The 16014-nt window shown below is 69.3% G+C and carries 19 protein-coding genes; 10 read left to right on the top strand and 9 right to left on the bottom strand.

Annotation, left to right across the window (positions count from 1 at the left end):
* The first annotated feature begins 43 nt into the window (after positions 1 to 43).
* Entirely contained in the window at positions 44 to 418 is a 375-nt protein-coding gene (locus KLK06_RS53285) for a tautomerase family protein (protein ID WP_214643541.1), read from the top strand.
* 7 nt (positions 419 to 425) lie between these two features.
* On the opposite strand, the gene KLK06_RS53290 is transcribed toward KLK06_RS53285, so the two are convergent.
* On the bottom strand, positions 426 to 1109 hold the full coding sequence (locus tag KLK06_RS53290; RefSeq protein WP_214643542.1) for a hypothetical protein: 684 nt from the start codon (positions 1107 to 1109) through the stop codon (positions 426 to 428).
* 89 nt (positions 1110 to 1198) lie between these two features.
* Here KLK06_RS53290 and lpdA point away from each other — a divergent pair, with 89 nt between their 5' ends.
* From lpdA to KLK06_RS53305, 3 genes are all read left to right on the top strand, one after another.
* The gene (gene lpdA, locus KLK06_RS53295) at positions 1199 to 2578 is read left to right on the top strand and encodes a dihydrolipoyl dehydrogenase (protein WP_214643543.1); all 1380 of its coding nucleotides are present in this window, start codon (positions 1199 to 1201) and stop codon (positions 2576 to 2578) included.
* A gap of 78 nt (positions 2579 to 2656) precedes the next feature.
* Positions 2657 to 3043 (top strand): hypothetical protein, encoded by a 387-nt coding sequence (locus KLK06_RS53300; protein WP_214643544.1) that lies wholly within the window; start codon positions 2657 to 2659, stop codon positions 3041 to 3043.
* Position 3044: 1 nt separating this feature from the next.
* Positions 3045 to 3623, top strand: a complete 579-nt coding sequence (locus KLK06_RS53305) for a TetR/AcrR family transcriptional regulator (RefSeq protein ID WP_214643545.1) — start codon at positions 3045 to 3047, stop codon at positions 3621 to 3623.
* An 8-nt stretch (positions 3624 to 3631) separates the two neighbouring features.
* Here the strand turns inward: KLK06_RS53305 and KLK06_RS53310 are convergent, their stop codons facing one another.
* From KLK06_RS53310 to KLK06_RS53325, 4 genes are read right to left on the bottom strand one after another with little or no spacing between them, the layout of a single operon-like run.
* Positions 3632 to 4828, bottom strand: a complete 1197-nt coding sequence (locus KLK06_RS53310; RefSeq protein ID WP_214643546.1) for an ABC transporter permease — start codon at positions 4826 to 4828, stop codon at positions 3632 to 3634.
* On the bottom strand, positions 4825 to 5580 hold the full coding sequence (locus tag KLK06_RS53315) for an ABC transporter ATP-binding protein (protein WP_214643547.1): 756 nt from the start codon (positions 5578 to 5580) through the stop codon (positions 4825 to 4827). The genes KLK06_RS53310 and KLK06_RS53315 overlap by 4 nt, the downstream gene beginning before the upstream one ends.
* Positions 5577 to 6626 (bottom strand): peptidoglycan-binding protein, encoded by a 1050-nt coding sequence (locus tag KLK06_RS53320; RefSeq protein ID WP_214643548.1) that lies wholly within the window; start codon positions 6624 to 6626, stop codon positions 5577 to 5579. The genes KLK06_RS53315 and KLK06_RS53320 overlap by 4 nt, the downstream gene beginning before the upstream one ends.
* On the bottom strand, positions 6623 to 7159 hold the full coding sequence (locus tag KLK06_RS53325) for a hypothetical protein (protein WP_214643549.1): 537 nt from the start codon (positions 7157 to 7159) through the stop codon (positions 6623 to 6625). The genes KLK06_RS53320 and KLK06_RS53325 overlap by 4 nt, the downstream gene beginning before the upstream one ends.
* 123 nt (positions 7160 to 7282) lie before the next feature.
* Between KLK06_RS53325 and KLK06_RS53330 the strand changes: the two genes are divergently transcribed.
* Together KLK06_RS53330 and KLK06_RS53335 are read left to right on the top strand one after the other, a co-directional pair.
* The gene (locus KLK06_RS53330) at positions 7283 to 7927 is read left to right on the top strand and encodes a response regulator transcription factor (RefSeq protein ID WP_214643550.1); all 645 of its coding nucleotides are present in this window, start codon (positions 7283 to 7285) and stop codon (positions 7925 to 7927) included.
* Positions 7924 to 9129, top strand: coding sequence for a HAMP domain-containing sensor histidine kinase (locus tag KLK06_RS53335; RefSeq protein ID WP_308168893.1), 1206 nt, complete (start codon positions 7924 to 7926; stop codon positions 9127 to 9129). Before KLK06_RS53330 ends, KLK06_RS53335 begins: the two co-directional genes overlap by 4 nt.
* A 54-nt stretch (positions 9130 to 9183) precedes the next feature.
* On the opposite strand, the gene KLK06_RS53340 is transcribed toward KLK06_RS53335, so the two are convergent.
* Together KLK06_RS53340 and KLK06_RS53345 are read right to left on the bottom strand one after the other, a co-directional pair.
* Positions 9184 to 9840, bottom strand: a complete 657-nt coding sequence (locus tag KLK06_RS53340) for a hypothetical protein (RefSeq protein WP_214643551.1) — start codon at positions 9838 to 9840, stop codon at positions 9184 to 9186.
* Positions 9841 to 9873: 33 nt separating this feature from the next.
* A complete protein-coding gene (locus KLK06_RS53345) occupies positions 9874 to 10509 on the bottom strand; it encodes a hypothetical protein (RefSeq protein WP_214643552.1) in 636 nt (211 codons plus the stop codon).
* A 158-nt stretch (positions 10510 to 10667) separates the two neighbouring features.
* Here KLK06_RS53345 and KLK06_RS53350 point away from each other — a divergent pair, with 158 nt between their 5' ends.
* Together KLK06_RS53350 and KLK06_RS53355 are read left to right on the top strand one after the other, a co-directional pair.
* Entirely contained in the window at positions 10668 to 11189 is a 522-nt protein-coding gene (locus KLK06_RS53350; protein ID WP_308168894.1) for a sigma-70 family RNA polymerase sigma factor, read from the top strand.
* The gene (locus tag KLK06_RS53355; protein ID WP_214643553.1) at positions 11186 to 12313 is read left to right on the top strand and encodes a CU044_5270 family protein; all 1128 of its coding nucleotides are present in this window, start codon (positions 11186 to 11188) and stop codon (positions 12311 to 12313) included. The genes KLK06_RS53350 and KLK06_RS53355 overlap by 4 nt, the downstream gene beginning before the upstream one ends.
* 59 nt (positions 12314 to 12372) lie before the next feature.
* Here the strand turns inward: KLK06_RS53355 and KLK06_RS53360 are convergent, their stop codons facing one another.
* Entirely contained in the window at positions 12373 to 12648 is a 276-nt protein-coding gene (locus KLK06_RS53360; RefSeq protein ID WP_214643554.1) for a hypothetical protein, read from the bottom strand.
* 420 nt (positions 12649 to 13068) lie between these two features.
* Here KLK06_RS53360 and KLK06_RS53365 point away from each other — a divergent pair, with 420 nt between their 5' ends.
* Positions 13069 to 13206 carry a DUF899 domain-containing protein gene (locus KLK06_RS53365; RefSeq protein ID WP_214643555.1) on the top strand — a complete coding sequence of 46 codons (138 nt, stop codon included), beginning with the start codon at positions 13069 to 13071 and terminating at the stop codon, positions 13204 to 13206.
* Between the two features lie 50 nt (positions 13207 to 13256).
* On the opposite strand, the gene KLK06_RS53370 is transcribed toward KLK06_RS53365, so the two are convergent.
* Positions 13257 to 13658, bottom strand: a complete 402-nt coding sequence (locus KLK06_RS53370) for a hypothetical protein (protein ID WP_214643556.1) — start codon at positions 13656 to 13658, stop codon at positions 13257 to 13259.
* A gap of 308 nt (positions 13659 to 13966) precedes the next feature.
* On the opposite strand from KLK06_RS53370, the gene KLK06_RS53375 reads away from it, so the two are divergent.
* Positions 13967 to 16006, top strand: coding sequence for a cellulose binding domain-containing protein (locus KLK06_RS53375; RefSeq protein ID WP_214643557.1), 2040 nt, complete (start codon positions 13967 to 13969; stop codon positions 16004 to 16006).
* Positions 16007 to 16014 lie beyond the last annotated feature (8 nt).

The following is a 16014-nucleotide window of genomic DNA, read 5'->3' on the forward strand; positions in this document are numbered from 1 at the left end:
GGGGTCAGGGTACCAATCGCGGTGGCCCCCTATATTGACCGGCATGGCGCAGCTCAAGATCTATGGCCGGCGGGACGTGTGGGCCGGGCGGCAGCGGGAGCTCTCGGACCTCCTGCACTCCTGTGTGGTGAGCGCGTGGGGGCTGCCGGAGGACAAGCGGTTCCACCGGTTCCTGCTGCTCGACGCCGAGGACTTCGTGTGCCCGCAGCGCGGCCCGGACTACCTGATCATCGAGGTGGTCTGCTTCACCGGCCGCAGCGACGACGCCAAACGGGCGCTGATCCGGACGATCTACGACAGATCCGGGCTCGCCGCCGAGGACGTGGAGATCACGATCATCGAGATGCCCAAGGTCAACTGGGGCATCCGCGGGGTCCCGGCGGACGAGCTGGCGCTGCCGTACAAGGTGGAGTTCTAGCCGTGTTCTAGCCGAGGGTGCCGAGCACCACCGCGCCCGCGCCGATCGCGAGGGCCAGCGGGAACGCCCACCACTTCGGCGCGGGGCCGTCGCGCAGGATCTTGACGCCGAAGGGTACGAGCGCGACGCACAGGCCCGCGGTGGCCACGATCGACATCACGCCGGTGCCCTTGAGCACGCCGATCGGCAGCGCGGACATGAGGCCGAGGGCGACCGCCCGTACGACATCCAGCGTGCCGGCCCGCCACAGGCCGACAGCGAGCACGATCCAGCCGAAGAACAGCGCCACGCTGAGCGAGGCGAAGACGTGGAAGGCGCCGTAAGAGTCCGCCACCGCCTGCCGCGCGGCCGGAAGGCCCTCGACGGAGACCAGTTGGAACGCCAGATGGCTGACCCCGGCGTGGAAGGTCCGCTCGAACAGGCCCAGCATCACCATCACCCCGCCCCACAGCACCCACCGCGAGCCGGGCGAGCGCCGCACGAGGCCGAGCACGCCGGGCCAGAGCAGCACGTTGCCCGCGGCGAAGCAACTGTAGGAGGCGGTCATCAGCGCCGCGTTCCCGGCGAAGGCCGCGAGCTGGCGGGGGAAGAAGGCGTCGTACGGCAGGCGCAGCAGCACGCCCACCAGCATGAGGACCGGCGCGATCACGAGGCTGACGCCTTCGGCCCACCGTCCGGGGAATTCGGTCATGCCTAGATCCAACCGAGCGGGATCGGCCGGGTCATTGGCGCAGGGGCGAGGTTCAGGGGTAGCGCTAGGTGGACGGTATGGTCCGACTCATGAGCACTCACTATGACGTCGTCGTTCTCGGCGCGGGTCCCGGAGGGTACACGGCCGCGGTCCGCGCCGCCCAGCTCGGGCTGCGCGCAGCGGTCATCGAGGAGAAGTACTGGGGTGGCGTCTGCCTGAACGTGGGCTGTATCCCGTCCAAGGCGCTGCTGCGCAACGCCGAGCTCGCGCACATTTTCCACAACGAGGCCAAGACCTTCGGCATCACCGGCGAGGTCAGCTTCGACTACGGCGCCGCCTTCCAGCGCAGCCGCAAGGTGGCCGACGGACGGGTCAAGGGCGTCCACTACCTGATGAAGAAGAACGCCATCACGGAGTACGACGGCCGCGGCACGTTCCTCGACGCCAACACGATCCAGGTGAACGACGAGACGATCACCTTCGCCACCTGCATCATCGCCACCGGGGCCACCACCAGGCTGATCCCGGGCACGTCGCTGTCGGAGCGGGTGGTGACGTACGAGGAGCAGATCATGACCGATCAGCTCCCCGGCAGCATCATCATCGCGGGCGCGGGCGCGATCGGGGTGGAGTTCGCGTACGTCCTGCACAACTACGGCGTCAAGGTGACGATCGTGGAGTTCCTCGACCGCATGGTCCCGCTGGAGGACGAGGAGGTCTCGGCCGAGCTGGCCAAGCGCTACAAGCGGCTCGGCATCGAGGTGCTCACCTCCACCCGCGTCGACGGCATCGACGACACCGGCGCCTCGGTCAAGGTGACCGTCACCCGCGACGGGCAGCAGCAGGTGCTCGAGGCCGACAAGGTGCTGCAGGCCATCGGCTTCGCACCGCGCGTAGACGGCTACGGCCTGGAGAAGACCGGCGTGGCCCTCACCGACCGGGGCGCGATCGCGATCGACGGCCGGTGCCGGACGAACGTGCCGCACATCTTCGCCATCGGCGACGTCACCGCCAAGCTGATGCTGGCGCACGCCGCCGAGTCCATGGGCATCATCGCGGCCGAGACGATCGGCGACGCGGAGACCATGGAGCTCGACTACGTGATGATCCCCCGGGCCACGTACTGCCAGCCGCAGGTGGCCAGCTTCGGCCACACCGAGGCGCAGGCCCGTGACCTGGGCTATGACGTGAAGGTGGCCAAGTTCCCGTTCACCGCGAACGGCAAGGCCCACGGCCTGGGCGACACGGCCGGCTTCGTCAAGATCGTCAGCGACAACCAGTACGGCGAGCTGCTCGGCGCGCACCTGATCGGCCCCGAGGTGACGGAGCTGCTGCCCGAGCTGACGCTGGCCCAGCAGTGGGACCTCACCGTGCACGAGGTCGCGCGCAACGTGCACGCCCACCCCACGCTCGGCGAAGCGGTCAAGGAAGCGATCCACGGCCTCGCGGGCCACATGATCAACATGTAATGAGCAAGTGATCGGTACGGCTGGCGCTGTACCGATCAGCCCTTGCCAATCGTTATCCGCATGGATAAATTTACTCGCATGGATAACAAAATCTGGACGCCCGTCAGGACGCTCTTCGTCGTCATGCTCGCCGTCTCGGTCCTGGCCCTCGGGGTGGCGGCCATCGTCGGCGGGGACTGGGTGGTGTGGGTACGCGGCGTGGCGGTGGCCGCCGCTGCCGCCTGGCTCATCGCGCTGACCGGCCAGGCCGAGAAGGGCAGGCGGGCCGCCTACATCCGCATCCGCTTCGTAGCGACCATCGCCCCCATCGGGATCCTGCTCATCGTGGCCGTCCCGTCCAGCGGCTACCCGCTGTGGATGCGGGTCGAGCAGGGCCTGGTCGGGGTGCTGCTGGTGGCCGTCGCGACGCTCGTCAACCGCCGGGCCGTACGGCAGGCGTACCCGAAGCGTGGCAAGCTCGGATGACATGGAGACAGCTCGTCACGCGGCGACTGAGGCACGCAAGGCCCAGATCACTCAGGCCACGATCGCCCTGCTGGCCGGACGCGGTTACGCCGCGACGACCTTCGAGGCCATCTGCGAGCATGCCGGGCTCAGCAGCAAGCGGCTCATCTCCTACCACTTCTCCAGCAAGGACGAGCTGCTGGCGGCCGTGGTCCGCAAGGTCGTGGACGACGCGGCCGCCTTCATGCGGCCCGCGCTCGACGCCGCCGACGGCGCCCGCGACCTGCTCCAGGCGTACATCCGGTCGAACGTGGCCTTCGTCGCCGCCCATCCCGACCATGTGCGGGCCGTTCAGCAGATCGCCGCCAACTCCGCTCAGCTCGGCGGCCAGGAGCGGGACGCGGCGATCGCCCGATTGGTGGCGTTTTTCGATGATGGCCGGCGTACGGGGACGTTCCGGTCGTTCGACTCGGCGATCATGGCCACGACGCTGCGGGCCGCGGTCGACGCCGTGGCCGACCGGCTGGTCGACGGGCTGGATCCGGAGCTGTGCGCGGCGGAGTTGGTCGAGACGTTCGACCGCGCGACCCGCGCGTCCTAGCGCCACTGTCAGGTGGTCGTCAGGGCGACCGTCGGGGACAGGCGGGCGGCTCGCATGGCCGGGTAGAGGCCGGCGATCGTGCCGATGACGAGTGTGGCGGCGATCGCGCCACCGAGCGCCCACGGCGGCACCACGGCCGGCCAGCCGCGTGACAGCGCGTAGCCGGTGGTGGCCAGCGCGCCCAGTACCGCCCCGACGACCCCGCCCAGCACGGACAGCAGCAGCGACTCCGCCAGGAACTGGACCCGCACCTGCCCACGCGTCGCGCCGAGCGAGCGGCGCAGGCCGATCTCGCTGCGTCGTTCCAGCACCGAGATCACCATGGTGTTCGCCACGCCCACGCCGCCGACCAGCAGCGCGACCGCGCCGAGGCCGAGCAGCAGGTTCGTGAACGCGCCCGCGGCGGCCGCCCTGGCCGCCAGCGCGTCGGACGGCCGACTGACGTTGACCTCCTCCGGGTTCTCCGGGTTGACCGTACGCGGGAGCACTCCTCGTACGCCCTCCACCGACTCCTCCGTCGACCGCTCGTAGATCGTCGACGGGTGGCCGTCGAAGCCCAGCAGCTCCGCCCCGGCCGGGAACCCGACCAGCGCCGACCGCTCGATCTCCGGGGCGAGCGGCATCGGGGTCAGGATGCCGACCACGGTGAACCACCGGCCGCCCATCCACACCCGTACGCCGGTCCTGGAGATGCCGAGCGTCTCCGCGGCCTTGGCGCCCAGGACGACGACGGGTTGCCGCTCGGTGGCGGCGTTCAGCCAGGCGCCCTTCGTCACGCCGCCCTCCAGTGTGGCGAGCAGGCCGGTGGTCGCCGCCTGTACGGCGATGCCGCCGGTTACCTCCTCGGGGATGTAGCGGGTGCGCCGCACGGTGGCGGTGATGGCTCCGGTGGCGCCGGCCGTACGGACCGGGCCGATGCGCTCGACCATGGCGACCGCGCCGGTGGGCAGTTCGGCCTCCTTGCCGAACATGGTCTGGCCGGCCGAGACGGTCAGCAGGTTGGTGCCGAGCCGGTCGAGCTGGCGCAGGAGCTGCTCGCGGGAGGACGCTGAGATGCCGATCACCGCGATCATCGTCGCGATGCCGATGGCGATGCCGAGCGCCGACAGGATCACTCTCGTCGGGCGGGTGCTGAGCCCTGCCGCGCCGACCCGCAGCACGTCGGCGAAGCCGAGCCGGGCGGGCGTCAGCCGGTTACGCGTCACTCTGGAGCTCCTTGCCCGAAACCAGCGACCTGCTCTGGACCGGCGGCCCGCTCCGGACCGGCGACCCGCTCTGGACCGGCGGCCCGTGTGAGGTCGGCGACGATCCGGCCGTCGCGGAGCCTGACCTGGCGGTGGCACCAGGCGGCGATCTCCGCGTCATGGGTGATGATCGCGATGGTCGTACCGGCCGCGTGCAACCCGCCCAGAACCGTCAGCACCTCGGCGCCCGAGGCGGAGTCCAGGTTCCCCGTCGGCTCGTCGGCCAGCAGCAGCGGCGGGTCACCGGCGACGGCGCGGGCCACGGCCACCCGCTGCTGTTCGCCGCCCGAGAGCTGGTTCGGCCGGTGGCCCAGCCGGTGGCCGAGGCCCACCCGTTCCAGGGCGGAGGCGGCCAGCTCGCGTCTGGCCCGCAGCCCGATGCCGCTGTACAGCAGGCCGTCGGCCACGTTGTCCAGCGCGCTCACTCCCGGAGCCAGATGGAACTGCTGGAAGACGAACCCCAGATGTCGCGCCCGCAGCGCGGACAGCTCCCGGTCGGAGAGTTCGGCGATGTCGTACTCGGCGACGCGCACGGTCCCGGTGGTGGGCAGGTCCAGGGTGCCGATCATGTGGAGCATGGTGGATTTCCCGGAGCCCGACGGCCCCACGATGGCCACCAGCTCACCCCGCTCGACCGTCAGGTCAACCCCGCGCAGCGCCTCGACGTGACCCTCGTAGACCTTGGTCACGTCGTGCAGCTCCACAACGCTCATGTCGCGGGCACCCCGACCTTCATGCCCTCGGCCAGCCCCGCGCCGCTGATCTCGACCCGGCTGCCGCCGAAGCCGCCGACCTTAACCTCCACGACGCGGGTCGCGCCCCCCTCGACCACCTCGACGCCGAAGCCGCCCTCGCGCAGCGCCAGCAGCGCCTCCACCGGCACGCTCAGCACGTTCTTGCGCCGCTCGCTGACCAGCTCCACCTCGACCGGGGCCTGGTCCAGCTTGGACTTCGGGGGCTTGTTCAGCGTGATGTCCACGTCGATGGTGGTGCTGTCGTCCTGGCTCTTGGCCACCGTGCCGACCTCGCTGATCTTCCCGGCCGCCTGCTCGCCGCCGGGCAGTTCCACGCTCACCTTGGCGCCCTTCTTGGCCAGCGCCTGGTCGCCGGTGTCGAGGTCCACGTGCACCAGCCGCCGCAGCTCGCTGACCGTGAGGACCGTCTGGCCGGGACCGGCCTTGCCACCGACCGCGGCCTTCGCCTCGGTCACCCGTACCGCCGAGGGCAGGAACGTCACCTGTGCGGCGTCCACCTCGCCGGTCTCGGACAGTCCCACGTCGTCCTGCCACTCCTTGACGGCCAGCCGCGTCGCGTAGCTGAAGTGGTCGTCCACGGTGAGGTCGTCTCCGTAGCCGAGCGCTTTGAGGTTGCGCTCCAACTGCTCGACGTCGGGGCCGTCCGACATGCCGGAACGCAGCGTCCTGTAGAGCGGCAGCTTGCCGTACATCAGGACGAGGGGTTTCCGGTCGATCCTGATCAGCGGGCGTCCCCTGCGGATCACCGCCCCCTCCGCGGCCACCCGCGTCACGGTGCCCCTGGAGCCGGCCGCGAGGTCGCGCTCGCCGGAGTAGGTGAGCGCGCCGCTGACGGTCTTGGTGTCGACCAGGTCCTGCCTGGTGATCTCCGCGGTGGCGGGCACCGAGGGCTTGCTCGGCGCCGCCGCGCCCGTGCCGCCGCTCTGGTTCAGTACGGTCAGCGCCGTCCAGGCGGCGGCGACCGCGAGGAGGGCGGCGCCGGCGATGGCCAGGGGCCGCCTCACGGCTTGGCCCGGAAACCGGGACCGAAGCCCGGAGCGAGGCTCTTACAGGCTTCCTGCGCCTCCTTGAGCTTCTTTTCGCCACCCTTGCCGACCTTGATCCGGATCTCCCCCTGCGCCCCCGGGTCCGGCATGTCCACACCGTGCTCCCGCATGCACCGGGCGAACTTCACCATCTGGTCCCGTTGCTTCGGATCCATCGGCTGGTTCACCTTGTCGCCGATCACGTCCTTCAGCAGGGGCTGGCACGCCTCCGTCGCCTTCTTCATCTTGCTGGGGTCGTCACCCTTCTTCTGTCTGAGCAGCATCTTGCCGTCGGCCCCGGGGTCGGGCATGTTGACGCCGTGCTCCCGCATGCACTGGGTGAACTTCAGCTGCGCCGCCTGCCGGTCGGCCTCCGACACCGAGCTAGACGCGGTGGGCGTGGCCGTACCCTTGCCCGCGCTGGCGATCCCGTCGTCGGCGGCGCCGCGCTGTCCGCACGCCGCCAGCGCTAACGCCAGCAGGGGTACGACAGGCAGCAGTCGAACTCTCATGACCCGCTCCTTCGCAGCCCGGGTCACTCGCCCGGGATGCGGGGCCCACTCCACTCCCACCCGTGCTAAACCCGGATAAGGCGCTTACTCGCGGCTAACACCCGACCCGCCACGCTCGACCACATGCGAGTGCTTGTCGTGGAAGACGAGGAAGAGCTGGCCGACGCGGTCGCGCGCGGCCTGCGGCTGCACGCGATGGCCGTCGACGTGGCCTACGACGGTCAGGAGGCGCTGAACCTGGCCTCGTACGTCGACTACGACGTCGTCGTCCTCGACCGCGACCTGCCCGAGGTGCACGGCGACGACGTCTGCGGCGAGCTGGCCAGCTCCAGCCGGATCCTCATGCTGACCGCCGCCGGGCAGGTCCGCGACCGGGTGGACGGGCTGTCACTGGGCGCCGACGACTATCTGGTCAAGCCGTTCGCGTTCGCCGAGCTGGTGGCCAGGATCCGGACGCTGGCCCGCCGGTCCTCCCGGGCCGCGCCGGCCGCGCTGGAACGGGCCGGGATCCGGCTCGATCCCGGCCGCCGTACGGTGACCAGGGACGAGCGGGCGGTCGCGCTGAACCGCAAGGAGTTCGACGTCCTGGAGCAGTTGCTGCTGGCCGGCGGTGACCTCGTCACCTCCGCCGAGCTGCGCAGGCGCGTCTGGGACGAGCACGCCGACACCGGCACCGGGGTGCTGCGCGTCACGATCACGTCGCTGCGCAGGAAGCTCGGCGCGCCGCTCGCGGTCCAGAACGTGCCCGGCAAGGGCTACCGGCTGTGACGCGTGCGCGGCCGTGGGACCGGCTCGGGCTGCGCATGCGGCTCGCCCTGCTGTACGGCGGGCTGTTCTTCGTCGCCGGATCGATGCTGCTCTGGGTCACCTACCTGCTGACCGCCAATGCGCTGAACGCGCAGTTCGTCACGAGGTTCGGCGGCTCCATGATCGCTGTTTCGAAGGAGCCGCCCACCGTCGGCCCCTCCATGAAGCAGGTACAGGTCGACGTGGAGCAGGGGGCGGCCACCGTACTGAGTGACATGCTGCGGTCCTCGGTCGTCATCATGATCCTGATCGGGGTCATCGCGTTCGTGCTCGGCTATCTGGTGGCCGATCGGGCGTTGCGGCCGTTGGATCGGGTGACCGAGACGGCGCGGCGGTTGTCGGAGAGCACGTTGCATGAGCGGATCGGGTTGCGGGGTCCGCATGATGAGGTCAAGCGGCTGGCCGATACGTTCGACGCGATGCTGGATCGGTTGCATCGGGTGTTCGAGGCGCAGCGCAGGTTCATCGGCAATGCCTCGCATGAGTTGCGGACGCCGTTGGCGATCAACCGGACGATTCTGGAGGTGTCGCTGGAGGAGCCGGCTGCGTCGCCGGATCTCAAGGCGCTGGCCCGGGCGCTGCTGGGCACCAACGCCCGTTACGAGCGGTTGATCGAGGGCCTGCTGCTGCTCGCGCAGTCGGAGCAGGAGCTGACCGCGCGCAGGCCCGTGGAGCTGCCGCAGATCGTCCGGATCGTGCTGGAGCAGATCGAGCTCGCGGCCGGGAAGCGGCACGTCACCGTGCACGAGGACCTGCGTCAGGCCGTCGCCGGGGGCGATCCGCTGTTCCTGGAGCGCTGCGTGTTCAACCTGCTGGAGAACGCGATCAAGTACAACGTCCGCGACGGCGAGGTGTGGGTGACCGTCCGCCCCGACGGTGACGGCGCCGTCATCGTGGTGGAGAACACCGGTCCGCCGGTCTCGCCGTACGAGGTGGACGACCTGTTCGAGCCGTTCCACCGGTTGCACGCCGATCGGGTGCGGTCGGCCAGGGGGTCGGGGCTCGGGCTGTCCATCGTCCGGGCCATCGTCGACGCGCACGGCGGCACGGTCACGGCCGCGACCAGACCTGAAGGCGGCCTGGCGGTGATCGTACGGCTGGCGGGCGTCGCTCAGGCGACCCCCGGCCGCGCACGAAGCCGATCGCTGGAGATCGCCCCCTGAGTTGCGCTGGTTGCCATCGCCCATGACCGCTGCGCCTAGACCATCTCTGACCGATCAGTCCGGGTCCATCCCGAACTCCAGCTGGGTCCTCTGGACGATCTCCTCGGCCCTGGGCAGGTAGGCGACGTAGAAGGCCTTGCCGCATTCGAGGTCGTCAAGCGCCGTCTTGATCTCCCGGTCCAGGAAGCGCTGTGCGGCGGCGGGCTGGAGGTGAGTCGGCGCGTACCACATGTTGGGGTTGTAGGGGGGAACGTCATCGCCTCCCTCTTTGCGAGCGAGCTCGTGCATCTCCCTTCTGAACAGCATGGCGCCCCAGTCGACGATGGACGTCGGGTTCTTGGAGGTGATCTGGTAGCCCTTGCCCGCCATGCAGTCGGCCATGGCCGAGGCCAGCTCGACGAGCCGCCCGTCACCGTCGAGTTCGCGCTTGACGCGCTGGGCCTGCAGCTTGTCCACCTGGTCGAACCAGTCGCCCTCCGATGTCACGGTCTTGCCCGTCACCTGCCCGACCGCCTGCGCCTCGCAGGCGTCCGACGCCTTGTCGTAGGCCTGCCGCTGGGTGTCTGACAGGTCCAGCCTGAGCGAACTGTTGGGGTCGAGCGGCCGGTCGCCGGAAGCGCGTCCCTTGTGATAGATCAGCGCGGAGAAGACGCTGAAGCCCCACTTCGCACGGTAAGCCGCCATCGCCGCCAGCGATGATCTCTTGGGCATGCCGAGGACAATAATACGTAAAACGTAGTATGGTCAAAGGGCCTTGCGCGCCTCCTCCACCCAGCCCAGGACGCTATGGGCGCCGGTGGCCCCGGCGAGCTCGGCTGCCTCGTCGAGCACCTTCAGCGCCTCGTCACGGCGGCCTTCCGCGGCGGTGATGTAGGCCAGCCCGATCAGGTTCGCGGCGACGCCGGGCAGGAAGCCGAGTTCGCGGCGCAGGCGTACCGACTCCTCCAGCCGTTCGCGGGCCGGGCCCAGCCGGCCGGCGACGTGCTCGGCGATGCCCAGGTGCCTGAGCGCGTACGACATGGTCAGCTTGTCGCCCGCCTGGGCGGCGAGTTCGCGGGAGCGTTCGAGTACGGGGACGGCGGTGCCGTCGTCCTGGCGGACGACCTGGTGGAAGACGCCGATCCAGAACAGCGATTCGCCCTCGCCGCGCACGTCGCCGAGCGCTTGGTAGAGCCGCGCCGCGCGCTCGAACAGGGCCAGTTCGGCCGGGTCCTCCTTCTCCGCGTCCAGGGATCGCCCGTGAACGATCCGGCCGCGGGCCAGGGCGAGATCCGCCTCGGCCGCGTCCAGCTCCCGGTCGGCTGTCTCCAGTGCCGTGGCGTCGCCGTCGAAGACGGCGCGCTCGTACAGCAGTCTGGCTCGCTCGATCCGTTCGTCCACGTTCGTCCCCCGCCCTCGGCTGCCTGGGCATCGAGCGTATAGGGGCCCTGTCTGCGCGGGAGTCCGTCCGTATATTTCAGGATTGCCGTAACAACGAGGAGGCTCGGACCACTTCCTGGTGTCAGAAGAACGATGTCCGGGATTAAGGGGCTGAGGCGGTGACGGATGATGCGCACCGGTTCACCGGCATGTACGACGGATGCCGGCAACGTGTGTGGGCTTACGTGGTCAGTCGCGCGGGCCGGCAGGTGGCGGACGAGGTGGTGAGCGAGACGTTCGCGATCGCCTGGCGGCGGCTGGACGACGTACCGGAACCGGCCCTGCCATGGCTGCTCGGCGTCGCCCGCAACGTCCTGCGGGACAACATCCGCGCGGAGACCCGGCGGGAGGCGCTGAACGCGGAGCTGCGGGCCTGGACCGAGGGCGACGTGGCCGACCAGGTGACCGAACGGCTCGGCGTACTGCGGGCGCTGGCCGAGCTGCCGGAGGACGACCGGGAGGTCCTTCTCCTGATCGCCTGGCAGGGCCTGTCCCCCAAGGACGCGGCCCGTGTCGTCGGCTGCTCGTCCGCCGCCTTCCGCGTACGGCTGCATCGTGCGCGCAAGCGGCTCAAGCAGGCGATGGAACCAGCGGGACAGTCCCGGACCCGGGTACGGAACCTCAGCGAGGAGTGGTCATGAACCCCATCGACGAACTACGGGCCGCCCGGCCCGCACACCTCGGCGACACGCCGGTCGACGAACGCACCAGGGCCGCGGAGCTCTCGTACGCCATGTCCCGGCCGCGGTCGGCGCGGCAGAAGCGCAGGACCGTACGACCGGTGTGGGGTTTCAGCCTCGTCGGCGCCGCCGCGGCCGCGACCGCCGTGGCCGTCGTGGTCTCCGGCACCGGCGGCACGACGCCGCGGGCGCCCGACGCGGCCCCGGCGACGGTCGCCTCGTCCACGCCCAAGGTGCGGCTGTCGGCTCGGGACATCCTGCTGACCGCCGCCGCGAAGGCGGCCCGCCAGCCCGCCGGGACGGGCGCCTACTGGCACACCGCGACCGTCCAGCGGACCCTGTACGCGGTCGAGGGCGCGGACTACCTGGTCATGGACCGGCAGCGGAACGAACGCTGGACGCCCAGCGCCACCAGAGGGGACCTGTGGAGCAGCACCAAGCCGCTCGGAGCGCGACCGGCGACCGCCGCGGACGAGGAGGCGTGGAAGCAGGCCGGTTCCCCGGCCGAGATCCCGGTCAAGCCACGCCCGATGACCCTCTCGACCTCTCCCCGAAAGATGAGCACCGGCCACAGCCCCCTGACCGACGGGGACAAGGTGTTCTGGCTCGGCCGCAACGTCACCACGAAGGACCTGCGCGGCCTGCCCTCTGACCCGGCCAAGCTCAAGGCATGGCTGCTGCGCTCGTACGAGAGGAACAGCACCGAATCCAGCAGCGACCCGACGCCGGCTGACACCTGGCTCTTCAGCGTGAGCGCGGGGTTGATCACCGACATGCCGGTCACACCCCAGGTACGCGGCGCCGCCTTCCGTATGCTCGCCGCCCTCGACGCCGTCGACGTCATCGAGAACGTCACGGACGCGGAAGGCCGCCAGGGCACGGCCGTGGCGATCGAGGAGCGCACCAAGGGCTCCGGTGTCATGGAGAACCGGCTGATCTTCGACCAGGCGACCGGGCGGGGCCTGGCGTACGAGAACGTGGTGGTGAAGCCCGCCGGTCTCCAGAGCACCTTCGAGCCCGGCACCGTGTGGTACTCGCAAGCCGTACTGGAAGCCGGCTGGACCGACAGCAAGCCGTCATTCTGAATCCTAGGGAAACGACCGCCCTCGCCTGTTCGGCGGGGGCGGTCGTTTCGCACGGGGGCTCAGACCCGCTTCCACCGCCACTGGCCGTTGTTGTACTGGCTGCACTGGTACTTACGGTTGGTTACCTTCGCGAATCCGTACTTGGTGTGAGCGGCTTTCGGGCAGTACGCGCCCGGTGTGACGCAGTTCCAATGGTTGCCGGATCGCTGGTAGGTGCAGGCGATCGCCGTCGCGTTGACGTGCGCCTGGGCGGCGGAGACAGGCAGGGCGGCCGCGACGGGCGCGACCAGCGCCGAGCTTATAAGAGCAGCGGAAACGAGCAGACGTCTGAGCAACAGGCGCTCCCAGATAAGTACCGATAAAGCAGGACTAATCTGGGACGATCACTGGCTTGATCGGGTTGCCGACCAGGCGTGTCCACATGCGGACATCTTGCGATGATCGCGGCTGCCACCCTATCCACAATCTGGCGGGCGATACCGCGCCTCGGTGTTCGACGACAATCACCGGATCGCCACCAGGTTGGATAAATACAATTAGCGTTTTTCCATCGGTCCATCATCGCGCAGTCGCTGGTAGCCCCGCAGCACGGTGTGCAGGTTGATGCCGAGCGTGGGCGGCCGCGTTGCGCGCCGAGGGCGGTCCACGATGGCATGCGGAGGCGGTTCTGTCGGTGCCACGGGGAACAATCGATGGATGAAGAAACCAAAGATTGTTTCGGCCGAGGAATGGCAGACGAGGCGTACAAAGCCCGGATGGGATGGACGCTGCCCTTCGTCTCGTCGCACGGCACGTCGTTCGCGGACAGCGTCCTCGACCTCACCCCGTACGGCCGCCAGGAGGACTGGGAGGACTCCCCGCCCGGCTGGCCCCAGCACCCCACGTACGGATAGCGAGCCACGGCAGCCGCCCGCTCGCCCGACCGGGACGAGCATCCGGCGGATCAGGCGTCGAACCAGGCTGTGGAAGACGGCACAAGAAGCAGGGCGATGACCGCCACCGACAGCCCGAGCCCCAGGAGCTCTCCCACGCCCGGCGCGCCGGTGAACGCCCCCACCACGAAGCTGATCACGTTCACGCCCTGGATGCCGATCCCCGTCCAGCGCACCCACTTCCTGCGCGAGCTCATCTTGACCACCACCAGCACGATGACCACGGCGCTGGCGATTCCGTACAGCAGGGGGAGCAGGACGGCGGCGTTCCAGCCCACCTGTGTGAACAGCAGGGCCAGGATGGCGGTCAGGACGAGCGTCAGGACCATCTGAACGCACATGATCGTCCGGGCGGCTCGCACCGTGCCGGGCATGACCAGGGTCTGAGCAGGCTGCACGGAGGCCTCCATCATGTGCGTACGCGCACCTTGGCGGATCTTGGGCCAAGCAAAGCGCCCCCTCCGATCGGCTGTCAAGGAATTTGTCGTGGGCGACTAATACCGATACACAGTTGATAATTACTTACATTGAATGAGCTGGACTTTTTCCATCGGTCATTAATAGAGCCACGCCTCGCCGTGCCGGCACGGCTGTGGCCGTCATCCGGTGTGAAAGTTTCACCGTTGTTTGACGGGCCTGGCGCCACCCCGCACGATCATGGTGCCTCCTGGGTCGGAAGGAGGCGTCGAGTGATTGCCGCTATCCATGGCGAGGTGCGCCGATGCCGAAATTCTCACTAAGAGCAGCGTCCGCCGTCCTGCTGACGCTGACCGCCCTGAACATCCCCACGGCGTACGCCGACGAGGTCACCCCGGTCGCGGTGACCGTCAACGCCCGCGCCGCGCTTGCCACCGTCCCCGAAACCGGCATCGCCGCCAACCATGCGATCTGGGACACCAATCTGGGCACCGACGCGACCGCCGACCTGCTCAAGGACGCCGGCGTGAAGCTGCTGCGCTATCCCGGCGGCTCCTATTCGGACATCTACCACTGGGCCGACCACACCGCCCCCGGCGGCTACGTGGCGCCCAACACCGACTTCGACACCTTCATGCGTGGTGTCCGTCGCACCGGGGCCCAGCCGATGGTGACCGCCAACTACGGCACCGGCACCGCCGAGGAGGCCGCGGCCTGGGTACGTAGCGCCAACGTCACCAAGGGCTACGGCGTCAAGTACTGGGAGATCGGCAACGAGAACTACGGCAACGGCCACTACGGCGCCAACTGGGAGGCGGACAACCACGCCGACAAGAGCCCGGCCGAGTACGCCCGCCACGTCGTGTCCTACGCGGACGCGATGAAGGCGGCCGACCCCACCATCAAGATCGGCGCGGTGCTGACCACGGCCGCCAACTGGCCCGACGGCATCGTCGCCGACGGCGACAACGGCACCTGGAACAAGGTCGTCCTGTCGATCGCCGGACCGAAGATCGACTTCGTGATCCTGCACTGGTACCCCGGCGCCCTCGACAAGGCCGCCCACGTCCCCGACATGATCCAGCTCACCCGTCAGCAGATCGCGAAGTACGCCGGGTCCGGCTCTGAGCGGATCGGCATCGCCATGACCGAGTTCAACACCGGGTCGAGCAGCGCCGGCACCAACACGCAGCCCGGCGCGCTGGCCGCCGCCGACGCCTACGCGACACTGCTGGGGAACGGGGTGTTCACGGTCGACTGGTGGAACGTCCACAACGGCATCGGCAACGTCACTCAGGTCGAGGGACATACCGATTACGGAGACTTCGGCCTGCTGTCGAGCGCTACGTGCACCTCCGACGGCAGCGTCTGCGAACCGCCACTGAACACACCGTTCGCGCCGTACTACGCGCTCCAGATGATGAGCAAGTTCGCCCGCCCCGGCGACCAGTTCATCCGGGCCGCGACCGACCAGGCGAAGGTCACCGCGCACGCCGCCCGCCGCCCCAACGGGGATCTGTCCGTCCTGTTGATCAATACGTCGTCCGACACGTCCTACCCCGTCACGATCAGCTACTCCGGCTTCAGCCCGGCATCCGGAGCGCCGACCGTACTGACGCACACCAACGGCGCCACGAGCATCACCAGCTCGACAGCGGGAAGCGCGACCAGCCAGACACTGTCGCCGCTCTCGCTGACCACGATCGTCCTGCACCCCTCCACCCCCCAAACCGGACGTCCGGGCACGCCGGGACAGCCGACCGCCGCCAACGTCACGGACAGGACCGCCACGATCTCCTGGCCCGCCGCCGTCCCCGGCGCGCGCCCGATCGTCAAGTACGAGCTCCACCGCCAGAACGGAGCCATCAGCGAGCAACTCGGCGAGACCGCCGGCACCTCGCTCACGGTGAACAACCTCAATCCGGGCACCCGCTACACGCTCAACGTGATCGCTCGGGACAGTGGCGGCGGCCTCTCGTGGGCCTCCCCGCCGCTGACGTTCACCACCGGCACGCCCGCTGCCAGCGCCTGCACGGTACGGCTGACCATCCAGACCGACTGGGCCAGCGGCTACGTCGGCGCCATCGACATCACCAACAACGGCGCGCCGATCAACGGCTGGACCCTGAACTTCAGCTGGCCCCGAACGTGGCAGAGCCTGGGCGGCGGCTGGAGCGCCGTCTGGACGCAGAACGGATCGGACGTCAAGGCCGTCAACGAGGCCGGAAACGGCTCACTGCCCACCGGAGGGTCGACCTCGATCGGCTTCGTCGGCAACTACAACGGGCCGAACGTCCTACCTGCCGTCTTCACCCTCAACGGAACCGTCTGCACAACCCAGTAACAGCGCGC

The sequence above is a fragment of the Nonomuraea sp. NEAU-A123 genome (assembly GCF_018603905.1).
In the GTDB taxonomy this organism is placed as follows: Bacteria; Actinomycetota; Actinomycetes; order Streptosporangiales; family Streptosporangiaceae; genus Nonomuraea.